The organism is Pseudoflavonifractor phocaeensis (assembly GCF_038439875.1).
Lineage (GTDB): Bacteria > Bacillota > Clostridia > Oscillospirales > Oscillospiraceae > Vermiculatibacterium.
In genome coordinates this window covers 1-19407 of record NZ_JBCDMT010000004.1, presented here as the reverse complement: position 1 = coordinate 19407, position 19407 = coordinate 1, and the positions used below count along the sequence as shown (strand labels likewise).

The following is a 19407-nucleotide window of genomic DNA, read 5'->3' as shown; positions in this document are numbered from 1 at the left end:
ACTATCCCTCCAATCGATCCAGGATCACATACTTCCGCCCACCCTGGACCCTGGCCAGGAGCACCCGGTCCCCGGCCTTCAGGGCTTTGTAGATCAGCATGGTCTGGCCGGCTCCCCCGACATTGGCCAACAAGGAATAGTTGGTAACGTTCCGGGTCAGCACCAGGGAATCGGAATACAGGATGGTCTTCTGGTCCACATGAACCTCCAGGGGCGTGGTGGCGGTCACCACGCCAAAGATTAGATTGACCGGCTTGGCGGCCTCCATGCCCTCCAGGGCCGCCTGCTTCACCAACTCCACCATGTTTCTTGAATCAGGCAATAAACTCTCCCCCTATCAGCGTCAGATCCATGCGGTGCTCCTGGTTCTTGAACGTGTGCTTGGCATTCTCCACCACCATAAAATTATTGGTCACCACGTCCCCCAGATCCAGGGCCACCGCCACGGAACATCCGGCCCGGACCCGCACGTCCCCCATCACGTTCTTCACCGACAAGTTTCGGGTCTTCTGGTCGTACAGGCCCAGCAGGGCATCCGCCTTGGCCGCCGCCCCGGTGGGGTTGTCCAACTTTTCGAAGTATTGGAGCACGCCCCACTCGTTCATCTTCTGCCCGTCCTGGGCAATGTAGACCTCCCGCTTTCCGGTGTCCTTATTGTCGTAGGCCAGCTTGATCTTGTTGTAGGTCTGACTGTCGATGGAGGAGGTATATTCAAAGCTCTCCCCGGTCTCCGCATCGATGAGCAGGTCCAGCCGAAGCCTCCCAACATCTTTCAGAGTCAGCTTGCCAAAGTCGTCATAGAGAACGAAGAGCCGTCCCGTTTGCCGCGTGGTCTCATCCAGAGCATTAAGGACCATATCGAACAGCGTGGTGTTATCCTCGGTGAGCCTGCCAGGGAGAACCACCCCAGTCTCCTCGATACTGCCGCACTCCAACCCGAACTGCCCAGCGATGTCTCGGAGCCGTCCGGCGGCAGTCATGTCCTCAAACATCAGCGTGTCCTTGTTCTTCAAGTAGCGCAGCTGGTCGTAGGCGGTCACGTCGATGGCCGGCCCCTTGCCCCGCCTCTTGGTGAATACAAACCCCTTAAAAAGCTTGGCCCCATCCACCTCCAGGCGGACGCCGCTGCCCTCGCTAAAACTGAGTACACCATCTTTGACCACGGAGAAGGTGAGTTTTCCGGGGCTGCCCTTCCGGGATGTCTCCCAGACAACGCCCTCCTCCACCGCGGGCTCATAGAGGATGCCCCCGTTTTCGATCTGCAATTTCAGTTCCATTCCAGCGGGCCCCTCCTTATGTGGGCAGGGTAAGCACCTGGCCCGGATAAATCTTGTTGGGGTTGACTATCTTGTCGGCGTTAAGTTTGGCGACTTCACTCCACCGTTCCCCGTCCCCCAGGCACTTCTTGGCGATGTTCCAGAGACAGTCCCCCTTCTGCACCGTATAGGTCCTTGGTGCGGGCGCAGTGGAGGCGTCTCTGGGTGCGGAGACCGTCGCCGTCTGGCTCCCGTCCGGCTCCCGCTCCAATACCACCATCTTGGTCCCATATGGCCGGTATTGTTTGAGCTTGATGGTCACCGCAATGTCCAACCCGTACTTCTTGGCGTCCTCCGACACCTCGTAGTCCTCCAGAGATACGTCCAGATTAGTATCATCCAGAATGGTCCCGTCGGGCTGATGGCGCGCCACCACAAAGGGGAAGTGCCGCCGCTCGGCCTTCAGCCGCGCCAGAAAACCCATATAGTATGAAGGCTCTTTCAACTCCCCGGAGACAAAGGGATAGCGGGTCCTGGGGAACAGAGCCTCAAACTGGATCTCTGTGAGGCCGGGGCTTTTCAGCAGATTGATCTCTCCCTCATTGATGAGCGTCATGGTGCTGTTCTGGTTCTTGACCTTGATTTTCAGCGTACTGGGCGTCACCGGCAGCAGCACTCCGTCCATAGTGAACTCATAGGGCATTAAACATGCACCCCCTCGGCGGAGACATCCAGCTTCTCGGCAAAGTCGGCGGTCCAAGCTTCCATGATGCCATCCAGGTCAGTGTCCCGGTCAATATGGTTTTCGTTGTGCTGCTCCACGGTGATCTGGGCCGTGGTATAGCGGTTGATGGCCTCCCGTTCGGCAATGTCCCGGAGGTACCTTAAATCCTCCTCGGAGATCTCCAAAGCGTCCTTTGACGCCGCTGTATTTCCCGCAATCTCCCCGGTGTTGCCGTAGATACCGTCCATCAGGCTGCCGAAATTATCGGTATCCAGAGCGTCAAAACGGAAGAGGCTGCCCACCTTGTCCTCGATGCCCTCTCCAAATTGATAGCCTATGTCGAAGGCTTTTCCGTACTCAAAGCGGCCCAGGTGCATGTCGTTGGGGTCCAGCCTCTCCATGACCTCCTGGCCCTTACCGAAGGTGTCATCCACCCATGTACCCAGATTGTCCCGCCATCCCTGGACTGAACTGCCCAGGTCAGAGCCGAAAACCGCATCAATGGCGGAGGCCAGGGCCCCCAGGATGCCCAACACCGTGTCGGCCAGCCCAAAGAAAAGCCGGGCCACCGACCCCACCGGGTCTATAAACACGTTTCCGATAAAGTTCGCCACCTCCGCGATCAGGTTGTTGATCAGCACGAACACATCAGTCATCAGGTTGAAGAGGCCCACAAAGAGATTTCCGACAAACGCCAGGGCCGTCATGAAGGCCCCAGCGATCAGGCCGGTGGCGCTGATGCTGGTCCCCGCAAAGTGGTTCACCGCCGCAACGGCCGCGTAGAAAACCGCCACAAGGGCGATGATAAGCAGGATGATCCAGGTCAGGGGGCAGGCATAGAGCGCTGCGTTGAGTCCGTACTGTGCTGCGGTTTCAGAAAAAGTAGCAGCAGTCGCTCCAGAGGCAGCAGCGGCTTTTTTAGCTTTATCTATTGCCGCCAATTTATCTTGAAACGCTTGTGCGGCTATGATGCCATTCGCAACGAGGTTGACAGCGTTGTAGGCCATCAACGCCCCCACAATTCCCCAGATGATAGGCTCAATCCAGGACCAGTTATCTACAAAAAAACCCGCCACTGCCGAAGCGGAAGCAATCAGCCCGCCCAGCACCACCAGCAGCATGCCGGCGGCGTCCGCCAATCTGGACATCACGCCCTGGGCCTGAGGCAGATTGTTGTTGAGCGTCTGGAAAAACCGAAGCACCGCAGGGTAGAGACGGTCGCCGATCTCCTCCCGTATGTCTCCCCAGCGGTTTTTGAATTGGATGATCTGCCCGTCTGGAGTGTTCGCCATAGCCTCAGCCAGTCCATCCCAAGATTCCGCGATGACGTCACTCACCACCAGGGCCTTCTCCATGTCCGTCCCGTTCTCGATAATTTCCTTCTGGGCGTCCGTGAGCTCAAAACCCTTCTTGGTGATACCGTCATAGGTCCCGTTGAGGACCTTGCCCAGCTGGGTGGCATAGTCCACCATGGTCTTGGTGTCAATCTCGCCGCCCCCGCTCATGCCGGCGGCGTAGTCGGCCAGGGTCCCCATCATAGCCTGGATAGCCCCCGGGTCCTTGATATAGGTGGCAAATTCGGCCGCACCACCCAGCATGGCCTCGTCTCCGTATAGGGAGTAGCCCTGGATGCTGGATGCAGTAGTTTTCAGCGCCTCGAAGGCCTCCTGGGTTCCGCCCACGTTTTTCAAGACCACGGCCAGCTGCCGCTCTGTGTTCCGCTGCACATCGGAGAGCTCCAGAGATTCCTTGATCCACCCCACCGCGCTCCGCACAGACAGGAACCCGGCGAAGGCGCCCACCACGCCGCGGAGCTTCTTTTCCAAGCCCCCGGCGTCGGTTCCCCCGCCTCGGATGGCGGCATTGAAATCCAGCTGCATGTCTCGGGCCTGCCGGATATTTCCCTCAATGTCGTCCAGCGCCGTCTCCACCTGTACCAGCTCCTCCCGGGCCTGCTGGATGGCGGACACGTCCATCGCCCGGCCGCAAGCCGCCTGCATGGCCTCGAAGCTGCTCAGGACGATATTCATCGCACTGGTCATATGCTGGAGAGGGCCGGTCACCCCATCATATAGGGCAATAGCGGCCTGGATAGTCGCCATAGGTTCACCTTCTTTCGGATTTTGGGCATAAGAAAACCACCCCCGCCAAAGCGGGGATGGCTGTTTGTCTCTTTCAATGGTCTGTTATAAATCTACTATTGTCTCGCCTTTGTTCTGATTTCCCTGGAACAATGCTACAAAACGTTCCGTTCTGCGGTAGTCTGGCGCGCGAAAAGAGATGTAGCTAACTTCCCCATCCTTCAAATATGTAATAATCAAATAGTACTCGAAGGTTCTGGATTCTTTCTTCTTGGTCCGTCCCCCAATCATGGCACCCAAAGCCCCGAACAGCATTGCGCCAGCGACAGCGCCTCCGGCGCTGCTTGTATAAGCGTGCTGAATCTCCACATCCGTTTTTACGGATATGTCGGTCAACCTGTTCAGCTCTACTCGAAATACGGCTCCGCCGCCTTCAATCTCCAGCATCTCCTCTTTTCGGAGCGCGGTACAAGGCGTGCCCTGCGCCAAAGGAAGTCCGTCGATATGGGACAGGCCGGAAACCGAAATTCTCTCTCTTTCCGCCGCCATCCGTTTTTTCTCTTCCTTTTCTCGCTTCGCTGCTTCCGCTTTTTCTTTTTTCTCTTGCGCTTTAACCCACCCGTTTCCTGTATGTCTATAAATCACGAAAACGCCAAGGGCAGCAAGAACAACCGCCACAATGACCCCCTCAACAACGTCGCCCGATTGAAAACTAGCAATACCCATTGCAGCGCCGGCAAAAACCAAGAAGCCCCCCAAAATATTCCACCCCATTGACCCCGCCTCCTTTTACCAATGTCACACTATAGAAGGGATCAGGATTCAACTGCCCTTTCCGCTTCCAGAAAACTTCTTAGGCCCCTTACCTTTCAACCAAGACATATGTAAATTCCAACGGCTCTGAAAGCAGCCCTGCAACAATCAAATCATCTTGGCTAAAATATAGTGTTCCTTCTTCTAACTTCATACGGATATTGCTAAACACGCCCTCGCCATCCCCGTTTCTAAACCCCTCCGGGAAATCGGAAACCTCATAAAGAACCTCAGTGCCGGTAAACATCCCGGTTTCATAAAAACCTTTCGGACGGCTGGCGATGTAGTCAATCAGGCCCAGATTTGCTTTAGAATTTAGTTGATCCTCAGAGATCCATGTGGATGGAACTGCTACAATGGTGCTGTTCCCCAAGGCCGCATCAATCGCGTTTCGTTCCGCCAACTCAACCTCGGCTCGATAGATCCGGGCCTCCGCAAAGCTGCCATTCAGGGCCCGTTCTATCTCGACAGTTCCAGTTTCGCCATTCCAATTCACGGTCGCTCCCAGCCACTCGCTGACCGCTCTAGCCGGGACCATTGTTTTTCCATCGATGATTTGCGGCCCCACATCCAGCGGAGTGTAGATCAATCCATTTACCCGCACTTCCGTCTGTCCGATTACCATCTTTATGTCTCGGTATTCTACATCGTATTCTCCAGAGGACGAGATCGTATAGATCATTTTAGCTACTGTAACAGACTGTTCTTCACCATTCCAAAAGACATCCGCGCCCAACGCCTCACAAATTCCCCGCACAGGAACCAAAGTTCTGCCTTCAATGGCAATCCCCTTATCCTCTAGGACAACTCCATCTACCGCAACGTTAACTGAGACGTCCTCCGCCGCAAAACAAGTAGTGGATAACGCAAGCGAAAGTGCAAGCGCAAGCGACAATATCTGCATGTACTTTTTCATCATTCTACCCTCTCTTCCTGACGCCACATTGCTAAGTGGCGTCTCCATCGTCTTTTCGGTTTCCCCTAGAACATCTTCGCCACCAGCGTCTTATACAGCTTCTCGTCAACTTCAATCAGGCTCTTTTTTCCATCCTTAAACTGCAAGGCAACCTGATAAATACCTTTGTTTTTAGCGCTGATTCCTCCCGCTAACATTCCTACCGGACCAAGCAGCGCCCCGCCGACCAACCCACGGGCCACGCCGCTGGCCGCGCTCTTGCGTTGTTCTTCGGTTATCACCTCATATGCAACAACAGAATACTTGTCAAGCTCAATGGCCTTTTCCTTCAAACCGATAGAGATCATCACAGAGTTGAGGGCCTTAATGACGTTTTTTCCCATGTAGTCCCCGGCAATCACCCGGTTTTTCGCTCCCATAGTGTCCCGCCTCCTTTTACCAACATCATACAATAAAAGGAGGCGGGGTTCAACTATCTTTTCCTTTTCCGGCCGAGATCCTTGCGCCGCTTCTTCTCCTGTTCGGTCCGCTGCTCCAGAAAGGCGATGACCGCCGCCCGCTCTTCTCTGGGCAGGGAGAAATACTCATGGGGCCACTTGTGGAGTTCGTGAAGGCAATAGTAGGCGATGGAGGTCTCACTATCGCCTTCACGAATCAGTTTTTTACTTCATCCACCTCATCCTGAAGGGTCTTGTCGTAGCCGCAGACCTCCTGCACCTTTGCCAGGTAGTTGGCGTATTCGCCGGGGGTCAGCATGGTCTTCAAGAGCACGTCGGCCCCCATGACGCCGTAGCTGTCCTGGAGCTCCTTGTCATTGAGGTTGGGGAACACGGTGCAGGCCACCGCCAGCCGCCCTAGGTACAGGTTATAGTCGGTCTCCTGGGTGAAAGCCCCCCGCTTACCGGGAACGGGTACCCGCTTGGTGCTGTCCTTCCGCAGGGTCTCGTCCTCGGTGCTGGAGATGCAGCGGATCTCCCATTCCACCGGTTTGCCCTCCTCCACAAAGCGGGAAGAGGCCGCAAACTTCACGTTTTCGATCTTGACGGCGTTCTGCGCCAGAAATGCGCTCAGACCCATATGATATCCTCCTTATTTCATGCCGGAAAGCTCATTAAATGCCTGCGGCATCTCAAAGCCCTCAAATGTGAAATCCATATCCTCATCCAGGTAGTCGGCGTCGGCGTCGAACTTGGCGAGGATGGTGCTGTCCAGGTTGCAGTCCCGCAGGATGACGGTCTGAAGGCCCACGCTGGAGGTGGGGTCCTCGTTGGTGATCTGGATATCGAAGTAGACATCCTCACCGGTCTGCTGATAGCGCAGAGCCAGCTTGCGGAAGATGCTGGTATTGAAGTGGAAAGTGGCGGAGCCGGTCCCCTTCCAGCCGGTGGCCTTGTTGCCCTTGCCGGTCCGGCCCAGAATGGGCACCTCGGTCTTGTTCTTCTCAAAAGTGGCCTCCAGATTGATGGCCTGCATAAAATTGTAGCGGTTCCCCTCAATGGTCACAAAGCACTGGGCCAGAGACCCGGAAATCGCATCGCGGGCCTGCATCACGTTGTCGCTCATGTCGTCCCCTCCCTTTTATTCTACGATGATGGTCATGTACAGCTGGGCCATGGCGCTCACCGGCTCCACGTGGTCGGTGACCACCACCGCCTTCTTGGTACCGCCCGCCTCCACCGTCACATTCTCGCTGGTGAAATTCTGGATGGCCCGGAGGGTCTGGAGCTCCTGGTGGTGCTTCACAATGTCGGCCCACAGGCTGATGCGCCCGGCGTTGTCGTTGGGCACCTGGCCCAGATACTTGGTGTTGAAAAGCACGGCGATGTCGTTGCCGATCTGGTCCAGCACCCGCACAGTCTGGTTGCTGGAAAAGTCTGCGCTCTTGCTGTCGGTGGCGGACACAAATGTGTTCACATCCTCCAGCAGCCGCACCTCGTCCCCCACCCGATGGAACAGCAGCTTGCCCGCTTTCAGGCCGTCCTCCAGCTGGGCCTGGGTATAGTCGGTGTCGATGGCGAACTCTCCATCGTACTTGGCGTTGGTCCGGCTCTTGTTCACTGGGCACCCCGCCTCGGACCCGGTGGTCCAGTAGACGGCGCTGGGGTCGTCCTTAGATCCCTCCAGGCCGTTCTCCACGCTGATGACGCCCTCGTAGTCCGCCTTGTTGTAGCGGAACAGGACGCACTGGAATTTGACGCCGCACTCGTCCCGCAGCCGCTTGGTGAAGTTCGCCATCAGACCCTTCACAGCCTCGCTGGTTGCGGGGCAGCCCAGGACGTTGAAGCTGTACGCCTCCACCTTGTCCAGATAGGTCTGATAGGCTCCGTCCTGCACCTGCCCGTCTGTGCCCCCGGTCAGAGGCTTTCCAGCGGTGAGCGCAAGCGCCGCGTCCTTCTTGAAGATGACGAAGTCGTTGTCCGCCAGATCGGCGGCAGTCTTGATGCCCTTCTGTGTCTCCACCAGGGTTTCGTCCAACCAGGTGGACACATCATAGACAGACTCACTCTCGGTGCTGCCCTCCCCGGCCTCGATGACCAGCTTGAGGGCGTTGCCCCGGGTACCGGGCCACCGGGCCGCGGCGTAGTCGTTGGAGGCCGCCGTGCCGCCGGCGTTCAGCCGGAAGAGATGGGCCTCCGTGATGTTCTGAAAGAGGTCACGCAGCCCCTTCAGCTTCTCGTGGTTGTAGGGGTAGCCCAGCAGCTTCAGACTGTCCTTCTGGAACTCCCTGGCCGTGATGCTCACGATTTTCCCCTCCGGTCCCCAGTCCAGGGGCAGGGGCATAGTCGCCACGCCCCGGTCGGAGAGGGTGGCAGAAGCCCGAGCCGCGCTCACAAAGTTGAGGTAGCTGCCGGGCAGGGTCTTGTTCTGGGTCTGAAAAATACCGCCTCCAAGGGCCATATCAGTTCACTCTTCCTTTCATAAACCGTTCGATGGCTGCGTCAGCCTCCGCCACCGTATACTTTTTCTTCTTGCCCAGCAGGGCAGGGAGCAGGTCGCTCCGCCCCCTATACCGCTGGAATCCCGTCAGCTTCTCCACGCTGAACCTGGGATCGGGCGCAGGGGCAGTGGGCTTTTCCGCTTTGGCCCCGGGCTTCGTTTTCTTCTCTGCCATATATGCCTCCTTTTCGTCGTCGCAAAGTCCGCTCTGTTCGCCCCGCCCTTGCGGGCAGGGTTCACGCCGCTTCCTTGCTCTTCCTCTCCCCACCCGGCGCGCTCGCGCCGTGCGGGGGCCCCTAAATATTGGTCTCCACGGCAATCTCCCCCATATCAGTCTCCTCCTCCTGGCGGATCAGGAAAACCGTATAAGTCACGAAGAAGTGGAGCACCCCTTCCTCGATGTGCCAGCGCATTTCCCGGCCACGCACGGGTCCGCCGGGCAGTTCCACCACCTCCAGCACAGCGGGCAGCCGTCCTGCCATGCGGGACAGCTCCCCATAATCCCCTTCCTGCGAAGCGAAGTAGTGCACGTCCATGGGAACGTCCAGCCGGCTCCTTGCCCCCAGCAAGGGGTGGAAAACGGGTTCCAGCGGGGCAATGAAAAAGCAGGGAAGGCTTGCTCCCTGCTGTACTGGATCCCGGTAGTATCGGTAGTCGTCCCCAAAGGCGGCATGCAGCGCCGTGGATACGGCCTGGATAACACTATCCTCCATCGCTGAAACACTCCTCTAAAAATGCTGTCAGTTTCTTTTCCAGTAAGCCAGGCGCCATAGCCTGCATCTCCTGTTCGGAAATGGTCAGCATAAACCGGCCTTTGACCCAAGCCAGCTTCAGGCTCTTGCCGATGGCCGGAACATACCGTCCCGGCGTCTGACGGTGGCCGAACTCCACGTAGCTGGCGTATTGGACCGGGTTGACGATCTCAATTTGATAACAGCCGCCCCGCCTGCTGATAGGGAGGCTCCTGGCGTATTCCGCCCCGGTCTTTCCGCCTCCGCTCTGGGCCTCAGCCTCAGACTTGGCCGTCCACCCCCGGCGGAGGGTCCCGCCCATGTGGTCGGTCACCATCCTCGTCTTTCCGTCGGGCCCCTTCTCCGGGTGCTTCTGTGTCTCCCCAACCGGTGTCCGCTTGATAACCTTGGCGAGAAGCCGGGCCGCCAGCTCCCGGGCCGCCGACCGGCAGAAGGCGTCAAAGTCCTTTGCCGCAAGCCTCTCCAACCGCTTCTGCAATGCCTTGATCTGCCGGTAGTCGCATTTTCCCCAACGGGCCATCAGGCCCACCCCCCAAAGAGCTCCACGGGAATTTCCTGATGGGCGGAGTAGACGGCGGCCTTGCCGCTCTGCGTATATTCCTCCGTGCGGCCCTTGTGGGTAATGGTGAGCTTGGAACCGGGTGGGATCTCCAGCGCCGGATCCAGGAAAACCTTCACCGTCTGCCCCACCGCCGCCAAAGGTTCCCCCGCAGCTGTGGGCAGGGTTCCAAAGGAGAGGCGGCACGGCTCGTTTTTGAACCGCACCGCCTCACAGTAGCCTGTCAGATGGGTGTCCGGGTCGGTGACCGCCTCCCGTGCAATGAGGGTACAGCGGTCCTCCCAGAGGCTCCGCAGAGCTTTTCCCGTATCTACCATACCAGCCTCCGATACCTCGAAAACTGCTCCCGGCCGTACCCCGTCAGCCAGTTCAGCAAATCGTCCATCCGCTGTTCCGGGGTCTGGCTGCCCTCCCCCATGGCGTAGGTCACGCTGGTGTCCCCCTCCTGGATCTGCTTTACCGCGGCGTCCAGATCGAAGCCCTCCAGCTTACCCGCCCCTTTCATCAAGAGCAGGTATTGGCCCGCGGCCATGTAGACGGCGGCGGGCTTCAACCCGTCGGGGATTCCCTGCTGGTTGGTATCGTTCCGTATGGTCTCCTCGACCCCCTGGATCACGAAATCCAAAACAGCGTCCGTTTCCGGGACCACAACCCCCAGGCCAGTCAGAAAACCAACTACGTCCTCACGCATACCGGGCGCCCCCTTTTACCCCTTGGAGATGATGCGGGCGATGGGGATGGCTTTGTGGTCGATGTACTCCGCCTTCGCCCCACTCTCGCCGTTGTGGACCAGCGTCCAGTTGGCCCCATTCTCCAGCTCGACGTCCGTGGGGGACAGGCTGACCTGACTCTTCCGAGTCCAGGAAATACCGTAGGGAGCGAAAACTTTCCGCTGGCGGGAATAGAGCGTGTCCTGACCACCGTTTGCCTTGGGATCCCGGGACATCTCATAGGGGACCTTGGCCCCGATATTCTCATAATCGAAAGCCCCGTCGCCGAAGATATAGGTGGTGTACTTGTCGTAGGCAGGCACAGCGGGGGTGTCTCCGGCGGCGGGCACCTCGTCGACGTGCTCAACGGGCATGGAATCGTCGATGATGACCACTCTGCCGTTCCAGGTGGCGAGGCCCAGGTCGCGCTGTACGCCGTTGGCGTCGGTCTGCTTCAAGTAGGCCAGCAGATTCAGGTTCTCCAGGTTGGTCGCCACCACAGAGTGCATGATCGCAATGGTAAACTTGGCTTTGTTGTCCCCCGCCGCCTTCTGGATGGCGGTATTCAGGGTGGCCGCGCCCGCGTTCGCAAGAGGATTTCCGTCCTTGTCCTCTCCGGTCTTGCCGGTAATGTCCAGGGTGTGCCCGTTTACGAACTCCAAATTCTTGGCCCCGGTCATGGCGAAGATGCCGTTGAGGATATGAAGAAGGGTCTCCTGATCCATAGCATCCCAATACTCCGCCACCTGGGCCGCCACATTGTCCATAAAGTCCACGCCGCCGGTGATGTCCGTGGAGAAGTCCAGTTCGGTCCAGCTCTGCGCCCTGCCGACCACCACCACGCCCCGCTCATAGGTCGTGGTGGTCTGGGCGGTGATGTCGGTCTTGCCGTCGTAGTTCAGGGGTGTGCCGCCAATCCGCCCGGTCATAGGGATAGTGGCATAGGCGGTGCCGGTCTGGCTGGAAAAGGCGTCCCTGATTTGCTGGTTGCCGCGGAGGGCACGGGACTTGATCAGCTCATTCCGCTTGGTGGCGGGAATGCGCTCCACGTACTTGCCAAAGGCAACAGGGTTAAAGCTTTTGCTGTCGAATTTCGTCTGATTGTACTCAGCCATCTGTTATCTCTCCTTTTAAATTTCTGCGCCCGGATGCTGTTCCATATAGGCGCACAGCTCGGTGTAGTTCATCTTGCTCGGATCATTGCCCGCCGTGGGCAGCTTGCCAGGACCGGGCGCGGGCTTGGCCCCGGCCAGGGACGGTCCTGTTTCCTTGGGTGCGAAGAGAAAGGCAGTGTCCTCAGCCCCGGCCAGCTTCTCCAGCTCCTCCTCCAGGCCGGGGACCGTGCCGTCCTCCCCCACCTCCGCTTCTTCCAGAAAGGCCGCCAACAGAGCCCGGGCCGCCGTCAGATTCTTGGCCCCGGCCCCGGTCAGGGCCTTCTCCACCGCCGCATCCCGGCGCAGTTCCTTCAGGGCATTGGCATGCTCCTCGTCCTTCTGCTTGTTCTCCTTCTGGAGGTTGGCGATCTGGGCTCGGAGGGCCTCCACGTCACCGCCGGACTTCTTCAGCTCCTCCAGTTGGCCGTCCCGCTCGGTGATAGTCTCCCTGGCGGTCTTCAGCTCGGCCTTGGCGGCGTTGAAGTCGGTCCGGGCCACAAAGCCCTTGCCGATCTCCTCAGACACCTTCTTATCGATTTCTTCCGAGTAGCCCTCGCCCAGGATCGTCTTCAGCCATTCCAACATGATGTTCTCCTTTCTGCCGCTGTCCTTTTTCTCCGGCCAGTCCCGGTACCGCGGCGCCCGATTTGTTGTCCGCCGGGCAGGCGGTAATCAAAAATGGGTATGAAAAAACCGCTGGACCTTTCAGTCAAGCGGCTCTTCAACGTATTGTTCAAACTGTATTCCGTGGTCTCCGGGGTAGGGCTTGTCGTGGATCACGCCTTTCCTCCCCAATTCAGGTGGTATGCCGTCCGGGAATGCCAAACAGACGATTTTGCCCTTTATCGCGCCTCGAAAATGTGCGCACTCAAAGCAGGCGGGGATGTACGTCCCCTCGCTCCACCAACGTGGATGGCTGTAAGGGACTGAAAAACGACTGTCCATTAGACTTCCTCCATGTAAATTGTGCGCCCATCAACTCGAGTTACTCGGAATTTTGTCCCCCGCGGGAACAAAATCTCCATTTCACCCGGATTATAATTGCGCAGATCCCGTCCTGCCTTGCTTTCTATGATGTACTGAAGCGGGAAACTATTGTCATAAACGACCGTCCCTGCGGAAGTATAGGCCGGAAAGCCTTTGATTGTGCCCGGCCGGTAGCTCGCCAGAAATGCTTCAACGTCCTCCATATCAAAAACAGACAGTGACCTGTAGATTTTTCCTCTATAAACAGGCAGTTTCTCCAGGGCGGCGTCCAAATCAAATACCAGCTTATTCAGCTCATTGGTAAGAGGAAGCCCCTTCCTCAGCTGCGGGTTCACCTTGTAAGCCCCACTGCTGATATACTCTTTTAAGGCGCTTTCCTCGTCAAAGGACAGCTTTATTATAGGCCCGGCCGCTGCCGCCGTCAATCCGGCCTTGCCCCCGCCGTCCACGAAGCCCCGTTTCCACTCCGAGTACTTTATCTCGGCAGGTACATAGTAGGTCTCCCCATCATGGTCCCGGGCGGCCCGTTCCCCAAAATTATCCGGGAACCAGGGTGCGGTGCACCCCCGGCACCAGGGATGGAAGGGCGGTGCGGTCACGCCCGGCTCATAGGCCGACATGGGCAGGACCTTCCCGTCCAGCCCTTGGCAGATATCACAGGTATGGCTGTCCAGCGTCTCCACCACTTCGAACTGTTCTACCCCCAGTTCTTTGAAGCAGTCCTGCTGGCTCCGGGCAGAAAAGTAGGCGGTCTCGGTCATCACCAGCCGGGCGGCCTTTCCCGCGGACACCCCCATCTGCTTGGCGATCTCCCCTGTCATGCGGTCTGCGCCGTCCCCCCGGATGAAACCCTGGACCAGTGAAGTCTGGACCTGGCGCACGAGAGCTTCCTTGTTGGTCCAGCAGCGGTCCCGGAAGGTTCTCCCATCGGTGGTCCAGGGCTTGGAGAGCACCGCATCCAGCCGCCGCTTGTCCAAGCTCTGAAGGTCCCATCCTAGTCGAACCCCCCGCTGGATCTCAAAAGCAGTGTGGTAGTAACTCTCGGAGTAGACCCCACGGAGAACCCCGTCCAGGTCGTCCAGCTGTCCCCCGTAGAGCAGTTCGATCTCCTGCTGGAGTTGGAGCTCCAGCGCCTCCAGGCGGGAAATGTGGACCCGGGCGCTGGCGTTCTCCAGCTGCCGCACCCACCGCCCGTCCAGGCCGTTCTCCTCTCCGCGTTTGATATACTCTTCCACAGACCAGCGAAACTCCTCCAGCTCCCTGACATTCAGCAGGCGGCGGGCCTCCACTAGGCTTACGCCATTGTTCCGGGCCACCCGTACGTACCAGCGCTCGATCTCGTCCTGGAGCCGCCGGGATGCCGCCCGGAACTCCCGCTCGGCGGTCCGGGCCAGTTCCTCCCCCTGCCGGTGTGCGGCTTCCTCCAGGATCGCGGCCCGCTCCCGCCAGTAGTCCGGCTCTTTCACGGCTCATCACCGCCGCTGTCACCGCCGGGATGCCGGAAGGCCCCGGCATATTCGCCGGCCTCAGCACTCCGCTCCGCCTCCTCTTTTTTGATACGTTCCAATTCTTTCTTCTTATCCACTGTCCAGGGGTGCTGTTCCACGACGGTTTCCTCCGACAGCATGCCAACCGACTTAGCGCAGTTGTCGATGGCCTCCCCCTCGTTAATGAGGATATCTCGGTTAAAAACAACCGACACTTCCTCGCCGGTAAAGTCCCCCTGTCCCGTCTGGAGGAGGTACCGGCTCACGAACCACAGCAGATCTTGGAAGGATGCCTGAAACTCTGTTTCCATACCGTTGGCGTCCAGGTCGATATCGGAGTACATGGATTGAATATTCATCTGGTTTGGGTTGCCGGACAACCGGTCGTCTTTGGCGTCATACCCCCGCGCGTTCTCAATGAGAGCCTTCTTGAAGAGCTCCAGGATGGCCTTGTAATTGTCGGCGCCCACCGTGATCTCCAGCGTCCGAACGTCGCCGCGGCTTCCCTCCACGCTCCGCACCTTCACGGCGCCGAAGGTAGCGAGGTTGCGCCGGAACTCCCCAAGATCCTGGCCGTCGTAGTTCTCCAGCACCAGGACCGTGTTCCGGGCGTCCTCCTCCATGTTATTCTGAAAGTTGGAAAGGATGGCGTTGATGCCGTCTTGGAGGCTTTTCACCCGGCGGAGCAAAGGGATCTCCCGGTCGTTATACCGCCAGGGGATCAGAGGGACCCTCCCCCATGTGTAGCCTTGGGCTTTGGCCGGGTCCAGCTTGCCGTCCCGCCCCTTGGGGACCGCCGTAATGTAGGGCTCATACTCCCCCAGCTCCACATCTGGGATAAGCATGCTGCCTGAGAGGAGAAAGCGGTGCAGGCCGTCGGGCATGTACAGCTCCACCCGCTCCACCGTCCGCTTGGCAAAGCCCTCCCATATCTCCTGTTCATAGAGCCTCACCGCACAGTCCAGTTCCGTGTGCTCATCGTCAGCCCAGAAAGGCAAGACCTGCCAGGGCGGAAACCGTTTGAAGCGGAACCCCCCGTCTGGACCATAGTAAGGGCACAGCCACCCCACCGCTCCATTGAGAGCATCGGTTCCAACCTGTTTCAGGAGCCGCCGGAAGCGCCAGTCAAATATTTTCTTCAGCTTGGCGGCGTATCCCTCACTTTTGCAGTCCACCGTAAAGGGCTTGCCCAGCAGATAATTGGCTTTCTGGTCTACCAGTTTGGCATATTGATTATCCACCACCCGGTTGTTGGGCAGGTTCTCCACCGCCTCCAGGGTGCCGCCGGGTCCGATAACGGTCCGCTTGCGGCTCAGAATGTCCTGTTCCCCTGCATAGTAGCGTTCCCCAAGCTGCTGGTCCCTACGGACATCCGAATCTTTCCACGCACAGATTTCACGGGCAAAGAACTCCAGCTCCGTCAGCCCCGCCCCGCCTCCATGGGCAATGATTTCCTTCACCCGCTCCGTCTCAGTAATCACCGGCACACAATCATCTCCTTTACTCAAAGCTGAACCTGGGTGGCGCAAACACGGTGTGAACAAAGTATCGCAGATCGTCCATGGCGTGGTCGTCCGCCTTGATCGGCTTGTCCCCAGCCGCTTTTTCGTCCCATCGGTATAGACCAAACTCCCGGATGCAGTCCTTGCACCCCTCGCAGATAAACAGGTCCCCCATCTGCAGGTGTGTTGCCACATCACGAATACCGTCAATGACGCTGTTGGACGCCTTCTCCACCCGGAACCGGCCATGCCGCCGAATCACTTCAATGAAGGAGGCCGCCGACGGGTCTACGATGACGGAGGAAACAGGAACGTCCCCGGCCAGATCCTCTAGCGCGGAATAATGCTCCTCATCCGTAAGGCTCCTCCCCGCCTTACGGGCGTCGTAGTAATACTCCCGCACCCGGTACCACCTCCCATCTGCCAGCCCCCAGAGGCCGGCGCTGGTGGGATTCAGGGTGCCATAGTCGCAGGAGATATAATACTTCTCGTAGGGCCTTGGGATATTGGAGACCACGTGGAAGTCCTTATTGAACATGGTGTAGACCAGCCCTTCCGCCACCCGCCATTCTCCAAGAATATAGCGCTGGTAGAACACCCCGGAGTATATGGACTCATAGCGGGTTTTTATCTCGATCGGCAGGGACGGATTGTCCGCCATGGTGAAGTGCAGGTGCAGGGCGTTATGTTCCGCTTTCTTGTCCACCCACTCCTTCTTAAACCAATGTTCCGGCCCCTCTGGATTGCAGTTAAACCAGAACTTTGATCCGGCCACAGAGCACCGGGCCAGAGCTTGTTCCACGAAGGACTTCGGCATCAAGGCCACCTCGTCCAGCAGCACCCCCGCCAAGGTCATGCCCTGGATCAGAGCATAACTGGATTCATCCCGCCCACCGAAGAGGTAGTAGGTATTCGTCCGCCCGTCGATGGTCACGGTCACCTTGTTCTCACTGCGGCTCTCCGTCACCTGGGCCAGCCCTTCCAGCCAGAGGGGAAGATTGACGATCACGTTCCGCCGCAGGGATTCAATGGTCTTTCCGCAGATGGCGAACTTTTCCCCGTTGAATGCGGAGAGCGACCAGAGTATGAACCCCACCGCCATGCACAGTGTCTTGCCTGACCGCACGGAGCCGTCGCAGATGATGGCGTCCCGGTTCCTAAACCTGGGCCGGTTCCACCACGTCAACGCAAGGAGCTGCCGCTTACTGAACTTCTGGTAGTTCATCCGTGTCTACGTCCTCCCCCACGCTCTGCTGCACGGCGTTAAGGAGATTGTTGCTCTTTGTCCCCCAGCTATCCTGTACAGGCTTGTCCCTCCACTTGTTTGAGCGCCGGTTCTTCAACCAGAAAATAGCCGCTGTAATGTCCCCGCTCATGGCCTTTTTCAGCAAAGCATTCTCAACTTCGTAGTCTACGACCTCTTTCCCCTTTTTTAGGGCCTCCGAAATCTCCTCGTGGTCTTTCTTCCATGTGTAAAGGGTCGAGGACACAATGCCCATGTTGGACGCAATCTGTTCATCTGTCAGCCCGTCCCTTGCCCAACCCTCCAGGAGGGTGAGGCCGTCAGTTGTCAGCCAGTATTCATATTTGCCTTTTGCCATACCCTCACCACCTCCACGAAAAGCTATTTACTGTTTTCCTACGGACAGAAAATCCACAAGCCCCATTGGAGAGCTAGCGCAATCCACGCCGCCCTAGCCAGGTTCTTTTTGAACTTCCCCTCCTCGGCGCACACGGACACAGTTAAGAGCGTGATTGCTACCACCGAAACGAACATCCACATAAACCTTTCCCTCCCATTAAAAAGAGCCGCCCATCTCTGGACAGCCCCGCCTAAAACGTATAGAATAACCTCACAAGGAGGAATGTGTTATGCCAATCAGTGACCAATTCAGCGGTCTGCCCATGGACTCTCTTATCAGCGCTCCACTGAACGCCGCCGTCAAAGCCCAAGCCGAAACCGCTAAGGCTACTTTTGATTTTATCAGTGCTGTTGGCGCACCGACCTGTACTACTCCAGATCCAGACAAAGAGCAAGCACCGCCGGAGGACTGATCCCCCGGCGGCATTATCATGCACCGATGCTAGAGTCTCACACGCTGGACGAATCCGCACCTCTTACAACGATAAGTCTGGTGATGGCTTGTGCCAAAGAATCCATGCGTTTCGACTTCGGCCAAAAGTTCAAACTCATGTTTGCAACAACACATTCGAAAATAGTTGCAAATAATTCTAAGCATAAACCCCATCCCCCGGCGGTCTTTTTTAGGCCCCCACTATCGCAGGGGTTCTCGTTGAATCTGAGAGGCGGCGGGAGAATACCCCGCCTTGCGTCACCTCTCAAATCATTAGTGCCACCATCAGCCTCATGCGGCCAAGAGTGACATATAGCCGGTCTCTCCCGGCTGTCACCTCTGGTTTGTGGAACGAGGTCATCCCCTCCAGTTCCCATGGAGCAGGGGCCCGCTGACGGGACACCCACGCTTGAGTACCCCTGTACGCTGTCAGCTTTGGCATTTGGTGGATAGCGCCGGAATCGAACCGACTTCTGCCATAGGAGCCTAGGTCTATGGCCGACATCTCCATCTGTCCCGCTATCCGCATGCCCCCGTCTTTCCGGGGTGTCAGCTCCGTGGCCTTTGGAGCGATACTTGTTGTGCGGCAGACCACGCACCATAGCCCGCCGTCCGGTATCGTCCCGGACTTCTCGTGTTTCCCTTGGCCGGACTCGAACCGGCGACCTTTGCCCCGATACTGGGGCCGCTCTCCCTACTGAGCTACAAGGGCATATACCCCTCTTCGGGGTACGTTGCAGGCTCAACGGCTTTTCCTGCTTGCCGTGGCCCCTCCCCCTTTCGGGTGAAGGAAACGGAAACGGCCCCTGCCGTCCTCATGCGGACAGCCTGGGCATGGGGCCCGACGAGGCTGGCACCCCGCCGGGCAGGTAGGAAAGGAGGCGCCCGTTACTCATGCCGCCACGGTGCCGGGCGACTGCTGCGATGGCAACAGGCCCATGCCTTAAGCCTTTGCCATGCTATCAATATACACCGGAGTTTTTGCCCCAAAGTGCAACTGATCAAAATATTTTTAGATTTTGCGCAATAGCTGTACTGAACCGATCTTTATAATTATTCCAAGTCCGGCGGCATGGGCCGTTAGGGCTCTCTTTTGTCCGCTTGTGCTGGCAGTTAAAGTAATCGTAGCTCCAGTAGGCTTTTATAGGGTCAAAGCTCTCATATACACGTTCTCCGCGTTCCCCGCGCATAAGTACGGCGGCCTGGTCTATCCCCTTCAGGCGTTCATCAATGACAGCGAGTTTCTCGGCCTTGGATGCAGTCGGATCCCCAACACCGCTACCGTGAGGCATTCCGCTTATCACGTACTGGGTCCCGTATAGCAAATCGAGCTTCTCTTTCTTCAGCCGGTCATATCCCATCAATATCCCCTTGACTTGATAGTACACATCCCTGCTGATTTCACAGCTCTTGCGATGGAAGTCTCTCATACTTCCCCCAAAACGTCCTCAAGG

Annotated in this window: 23 protein-coding genes and 1 tRNA gene; 1 reads left to right on the top strand and 23 read right to left on the bottom strand. The window is 57.8% G+C overall.

What is annotated here, in order from left to right:
- Position 1: 1 nt before the first annotated feature.
- The 21 genes from AAEU42_RS07265 to AAEU42_RS07165 form a co-directional block, all read right to left on the bottom strand.
- The gene (locus AAEU42_RS07265; RefSeq protein WP_342232877.1) at positions 2-322 is read right to left on the bottom strand and encodes a DUF2577 domain-containing protein; all 321 of its coding nucleotides are present in this window, start codon (positions 320-322) and stop codon (positions 2-4) included.
- Entirely contained in the window at positions 315-1277 is a 963-nt protein-coding gene (locus AAEU42_RS07260; protein WP_342232876.1) for an XkdQ/YqbQ family protein, read from the bottom strand. Before AAEU42_RS07260 ends, AAEU42_RS07265 begins: the two co-directional genes overlap by 8 nt.
- Positions 1278-1293: 16 nt before the next feature.
- The gene (locus tag AAEU42_RS07255; RefSeq protein ID WP_342232875.1) at positions 1294-1959 is read right to left on the bottom strand and encodes a LysM peptidoglycan-binding domain-containing protein; all 666 of its coding nucleotides are present in this window, start codon (positions 1957-1959) and stop codon (positions 1294-1296) included.
- A complete protein-coding gene (locus tag AAEU42_RS07250; RefSeq protein WP_342232874.1) occupies positions 1959-4082 on the bottom strand; it encodes a phage tail tape measure protein in 2124 nt (707 codons plus the stop codon). Before AAEU42_RS07250 ends, AAEU42_RS07255 begins: the two co-directional genes overlap by 1 nt.
- An 84-nt stretch (positions 4083-4166) precedes the next feature.
- Positions 4167-4835 carry a hypothetical protein gene (locus AAEU42_RS07245; protein ID WP_342232873.1) on the bottom strand — a complete coding sequence of 223 codons (669 nt, stop codon included), beginning with the start codon at positions 4833-4835 and terminating at the stop codon, positions 4167-4169.
- An 88-nt stretch (positions 4836-4923) separates the two neighbouring features.
- A complete protein-coding gene (locus AAEU42_RS07240) occupies positions 4924-5793 on the bottom strand; it encodes a copper amine oxidase N-terminal domain-containing protein (RefSeq protein ID WP_342232872.1) in 870 nt (289 codons plus the stop codon).
- Positions 5794-5855: 62 nt separating this feature from the next.
- Positions 5856-6209, bottom strand: coding sequence for a hypothetical protein (locus tag AAEU42_RS07235; protein ID WP_342232871.1), 354 nt, complete (start codon positions 6207-6209; stop codon positions 5856-5858).
- A gap of 235 nt (positions 6210-6444) precedes the next feature.
- The gene (locus AAEU42_RS07230) at positions 6445-6867 is read right to left on the bottom strand and encodes a phage tail assembly chaperone (protein ID WP_342232870.1); all 423 of its coding nucleotides are present in this window, start codon (positions 6865-6867) and stop codon (positions 6445-6447) included.
- Positions 6868-6879: 12 nt separating this feature from the next.
- Complete coding sequence (locus tag AAEU42_RS07225) at positions 6880-7353, bottom strand: phage tail tube protein (protein ID WP_342232869.1); 474 nt, start codon at positions 7351-7353, stop codon at positions 6880-6882.
- Positions 7354-7368: 15 nt separating this feature from the next.
- Complete coding sequence (locus AAEU42_RS07220; RefSeq protein ID WP_342232868.1) at positions 7369-8688, bottom strand: phage tail sheath family protein; 1320 nt, start codon at positions 8686-8688, stop codon at positions 7369-7371.
- A 1-nt stretch (position 8689) separates the two neighbouring features.
- Positions 8690-8902 (bottom strand): hypothetical protein, encoded by a 213-nt coding sequence (locus AAEU42_RS07215; RefSeq protein WP_342232867.1) that lies wholly within the window; start codon positions 8900-8902, stop codon positions 8690-8692.
- Between the two features lie 121 nt (positions 8903-9023).
- Positions 9024-9440 (bottom strand): phage tail terminator family protein, encoded by a 417-nt coding sequence (locus AAEU42_RS07210; protein WP_342232866.1) that lies wholly within the window; start codon positions 9438-9440, stop codon positions 9024-9026.
- The gene (locus AAEU42_RS07205) at positions 9430-9999 is read right to left on the bottom strand and encodes an HK97 gp10 family phage protein (RefSeq protein ID WP_342232865.1); all 570 of its coding nucleotides are present in this window, start codon (positions 9997-9999) and stop codon (positions 9430-9432) included. The genes AAEU42_RS07210 and AAEU42_RS07205 overlap by 11 nt, the downstream gene beginning before the upstream one ends.
- On the bottom strand, positions 9999-10355 hold the full coding sequence (locus AAEU42_RS07200; protein ID WP_342232864.1) for a hypothetical protein: 357 nt from the start codon (positions 10353-10355) through the stop codon (positions 9999-10001). The genes AAEU42_RS07205 and AAEU42_RS07200 overlap by 1 nt, the downstream gene beginning before the upstream one ends.
- Complete coding sequence (locus AAEU42_RS07195) at positions 10349-10729, bottom strand: head-tail connector protein (protein WP_342232863.1); 381 nt, start codon at positions 10727-10729, stop codon at positions 10349-10351. Before AAEU42_RS07195 ends, AAEU42_RS07200 begins: the two co-directional genes overlap by 7 nt.
- A 15-nt stretch (positions 10730-10744) precedes the next feature.
- Positions 10745-11863, bottom strand: coding sequence for a phage coat protein (locus AAEU42_RS07190; protein WP_342232862.1), 1119 nt, complete (start codon positions 11861-11863; stop codon positions 10745-10747).
- A gap of 15 nt (positions 11864-11878) precedes the next feature.
- Positions 11879-12487: a phage scaffolding protein gene (locus AAEU42_RS07185; protein ID WP_342232861.1), complete on the bottom strand. Its 609-nt coding sequence runs from the start codon at positions 12485-12487 to the stop codon at positions 11879-11881.
- Between the two features lie 359 nt (positions 12488-12846).
- The gene (locus tag AAEU42_RS07180) at positions 12847-14355 is read right to left on the bottom strand and encodes a minor capsid protein (RefSeq protein WP_342232860.1); all 1509 of its coding nucleotides are present in this window, start codon (positions 14353-14355) and stop codon (positions 12847-12849) included.
- A complete protein-coding gene (locus AAEU42_RS07175; protein WP_342232859.1) occupies positions 14352-15863 on the bottom strand; it encodes a phage portal protein in 1512 nt (503 codons plus the stop codon). The genes AAEU42_RS07180 and AAEU42_RS07175 overlap by 4 nt, the downstream gene beginning before the upstream one ends.
- Positions 15864-15876: 13 nt before the next feature.
- Positions 15877-17103 carry a PBSX family phage terminase large subunit gene (locus AAEU42_RS07170; protein WP_342232858.1) on the bottom strand — a complete coding sequence of 409 codons (1227 nt, stop codon included), beginning with the start codon at positions 17101-17103 and terminating at the stop codon, positions 15877-15879.
- Positions 17081-17479 (bottom strand): transposase, encoded by a 399-nt coding sequence (locus tag AAEU42_RS07165; protein WP_342232857.1) that lies wholly within the window; start codon positions 17477-17479, stop codon positions 17081-17083. The genes AAEU42_RS07170 and AAEU42_RS07165 overlap by 23 nt, the downstream gene beginning before the upstream one ends.
- A gap of 271 nt (positions 17480-17750) precedes the next feature.
- Between AAEU42_RS07165 and AAEU42_RS07160 the strand changes: the two genes are divergently transcribed.
- Positions 17751-17933, top strand: a complete 183-nt coding sequence (locus AAEU42_RS07160) for a DUF2589 domain-containing protein (protein WP_342232856.1) — start codon at positions 17751-17753, stop codon at positions 17931-17933.
- Positions 17934-18591: 658 nt separating this feature from the next.
- Here AAEU42_RS07160 and AAEU42_RS07155 read toward each other — a convergent pair.
- A tRNA-Tyr gene (locus tag AAEU42_RS07155) sits at positions 18592-18664 on the bottom strand.
- Between the two features lie 290 nt (positions 18665-18954).
- Positions 18955-19383 (bottom strand): hypothetical protein, encoded by a 429-nt coding sequence (locus AAEU42_RS07150; protein WP_342232855.1) that lies wholly within the window; start codon positions 19381-19383, stop codon positions 18955-18957.
- Between the last annotated feature and the right edge of the window lie 24 nt (positions 19384-19407).

Bases quoted from the DNA above. Each gene is read 5' to 3' on its own strand.
- AAEU42_RS07260 (WP_342232876.1), bottom strand. From the start codon at position 1,277: ATGGAACTGAAATTGCAGATCGAAAACGGGGGCATCCTCTATGAGCCC.
- AAEU42_RS07255 (WP_342232875.1), bottom strand. From the start codon at position 1,959: ATGCCCTATGAGTTCACTATGGACGGAGTGCTGCTGCCGGTGACGCCC.
- AAEU42_RS07250 (WP_342232874.1), bottom strand. From the start codon at position 4,082: ATGGCGACTATCCAGGCCGCTATTGCCCTATATGATGGGGTGACCGGC.
- AAEU42_RS07245 (WP_342232873.1), bottom strand. From the start codon at position 4,835: ATGGGGTGGAATATTTTGGGGGGCTTCTTGGTTTTTGCCGGCGCTGCA.
- AAEU42_RS07240 (WP_342232872.1), bottom strand. From the start codon at position 5,793: ATGATGAAAAAGTACATGCAGATATTGTCGCTTGCGCTTGCACTTTCG.
- AAEU42_RS07235 (WP_342232871.1), bottom strand. From the start codon at position 6,209: ATGGGAGCGAAAAACCGGGTGATTGCCGGGGACTACATGGGAAAAAAC.
- AAEU42_RS07230 (WP_342232870.1), bottom strand. From the start codon at position 6,867: ATGGGTCTGAGCGCATTTCTGGCGCAGAACGCCGTCAAGATCGAAAAC.
- AAEU42_RS07225 (WP_342232869.1), bottom strand. From the start codon at position 7,353: ATGAGCGACAACGTGATGCAGGCCCGCGATGCGATTTCCGGGTCTCTG.
- AAEU42_RS07220 (WP_342232868.1), bottom strand. From the start codon at position 8,688: ATGGCCCTTGGAGGCGGTATTTTTCAGACCCAGAACAAGACCCTGCCC.
- AAEU42_RS07215 (WP_342232867.1), bottom strand. From the start codon at position 8,902: ATGGCAGAGAAGAAAACGAAGCCCGGGGCCAAAGCGGAAAAGCCCACT.
- AAEU42_RS07210 (WP_342232866.1), bottom strand. From the start codon at position 9,440: ATGGAGGATAGTGTTATCCAGGCCGTATCCACGGCGCTGCATGCCGCC.
- AAEU42_RS07205 (WP_342232865.1), bottom strand. From the start codon at position 9,999: ATGGCCCGTTGGGGAAAATGCGACTACCGGCAGATCAAGGCATTGCAG.
- AAEU42_RS07200 (WP_342232864.1), bottom strand. From the start codon at position 10,355: ATGGTAGATACGGGAAAAGCTCTGCGGAGCCTCTGGGAGGACCGCTGT.
- AAEU42_RS07195 (WP_342232863.1), bottom strand. From the start codon at position 10,729: ATGCGTGAGGACGTAGTTGGTTTTCTGACTGGCCTGGGGGTTGTGGTC.
- AAEU42_RS07190 (WP_342232862.1), bottom strand. From the start codon at position 11,863: ATGGCTGAGTACAATCAGACGAAATTCGACAGCAAAAGCTTTAACCCT.
- AAEU42_RS07185 (WP_342232861.1), bottom strand. From the start codon at position 12,487: ATGTTGGAATGGCTGAAGACGATCCTGGGCGAGGGCTACTCGGAAGAA.
- AAEU42_RS07170 (WP_342232858.1), bottom strand. From the start codon at position 17,103: ATGAACTACCAGAAGTTCAGTAAGCGGCAGCTCCTTGCGTTGACGTGG.
- AAEU42_RS07165 (WP_342232857.1), bottom strand. From the start codon at position 17,479: ATGGCAAAAGGCAAATATGAATACTGGCTGACAACTGACGGCCTCACC.
- AAEU42_RS07160 (WP_342232856.1), top strand. From the start codon at position 17,751: ATGCCAATCAGTGACCAATTCAGCGGTCTGCCCATGGACTCTCTTATC.
- AAEU42_RS07150 (WP_342232855.1), bottom strand. From the start codon at position 19,383: ATGAGAGACTTCCATCGCAAGAGCTGTGAAATCAGCAGGGATGTGTAC.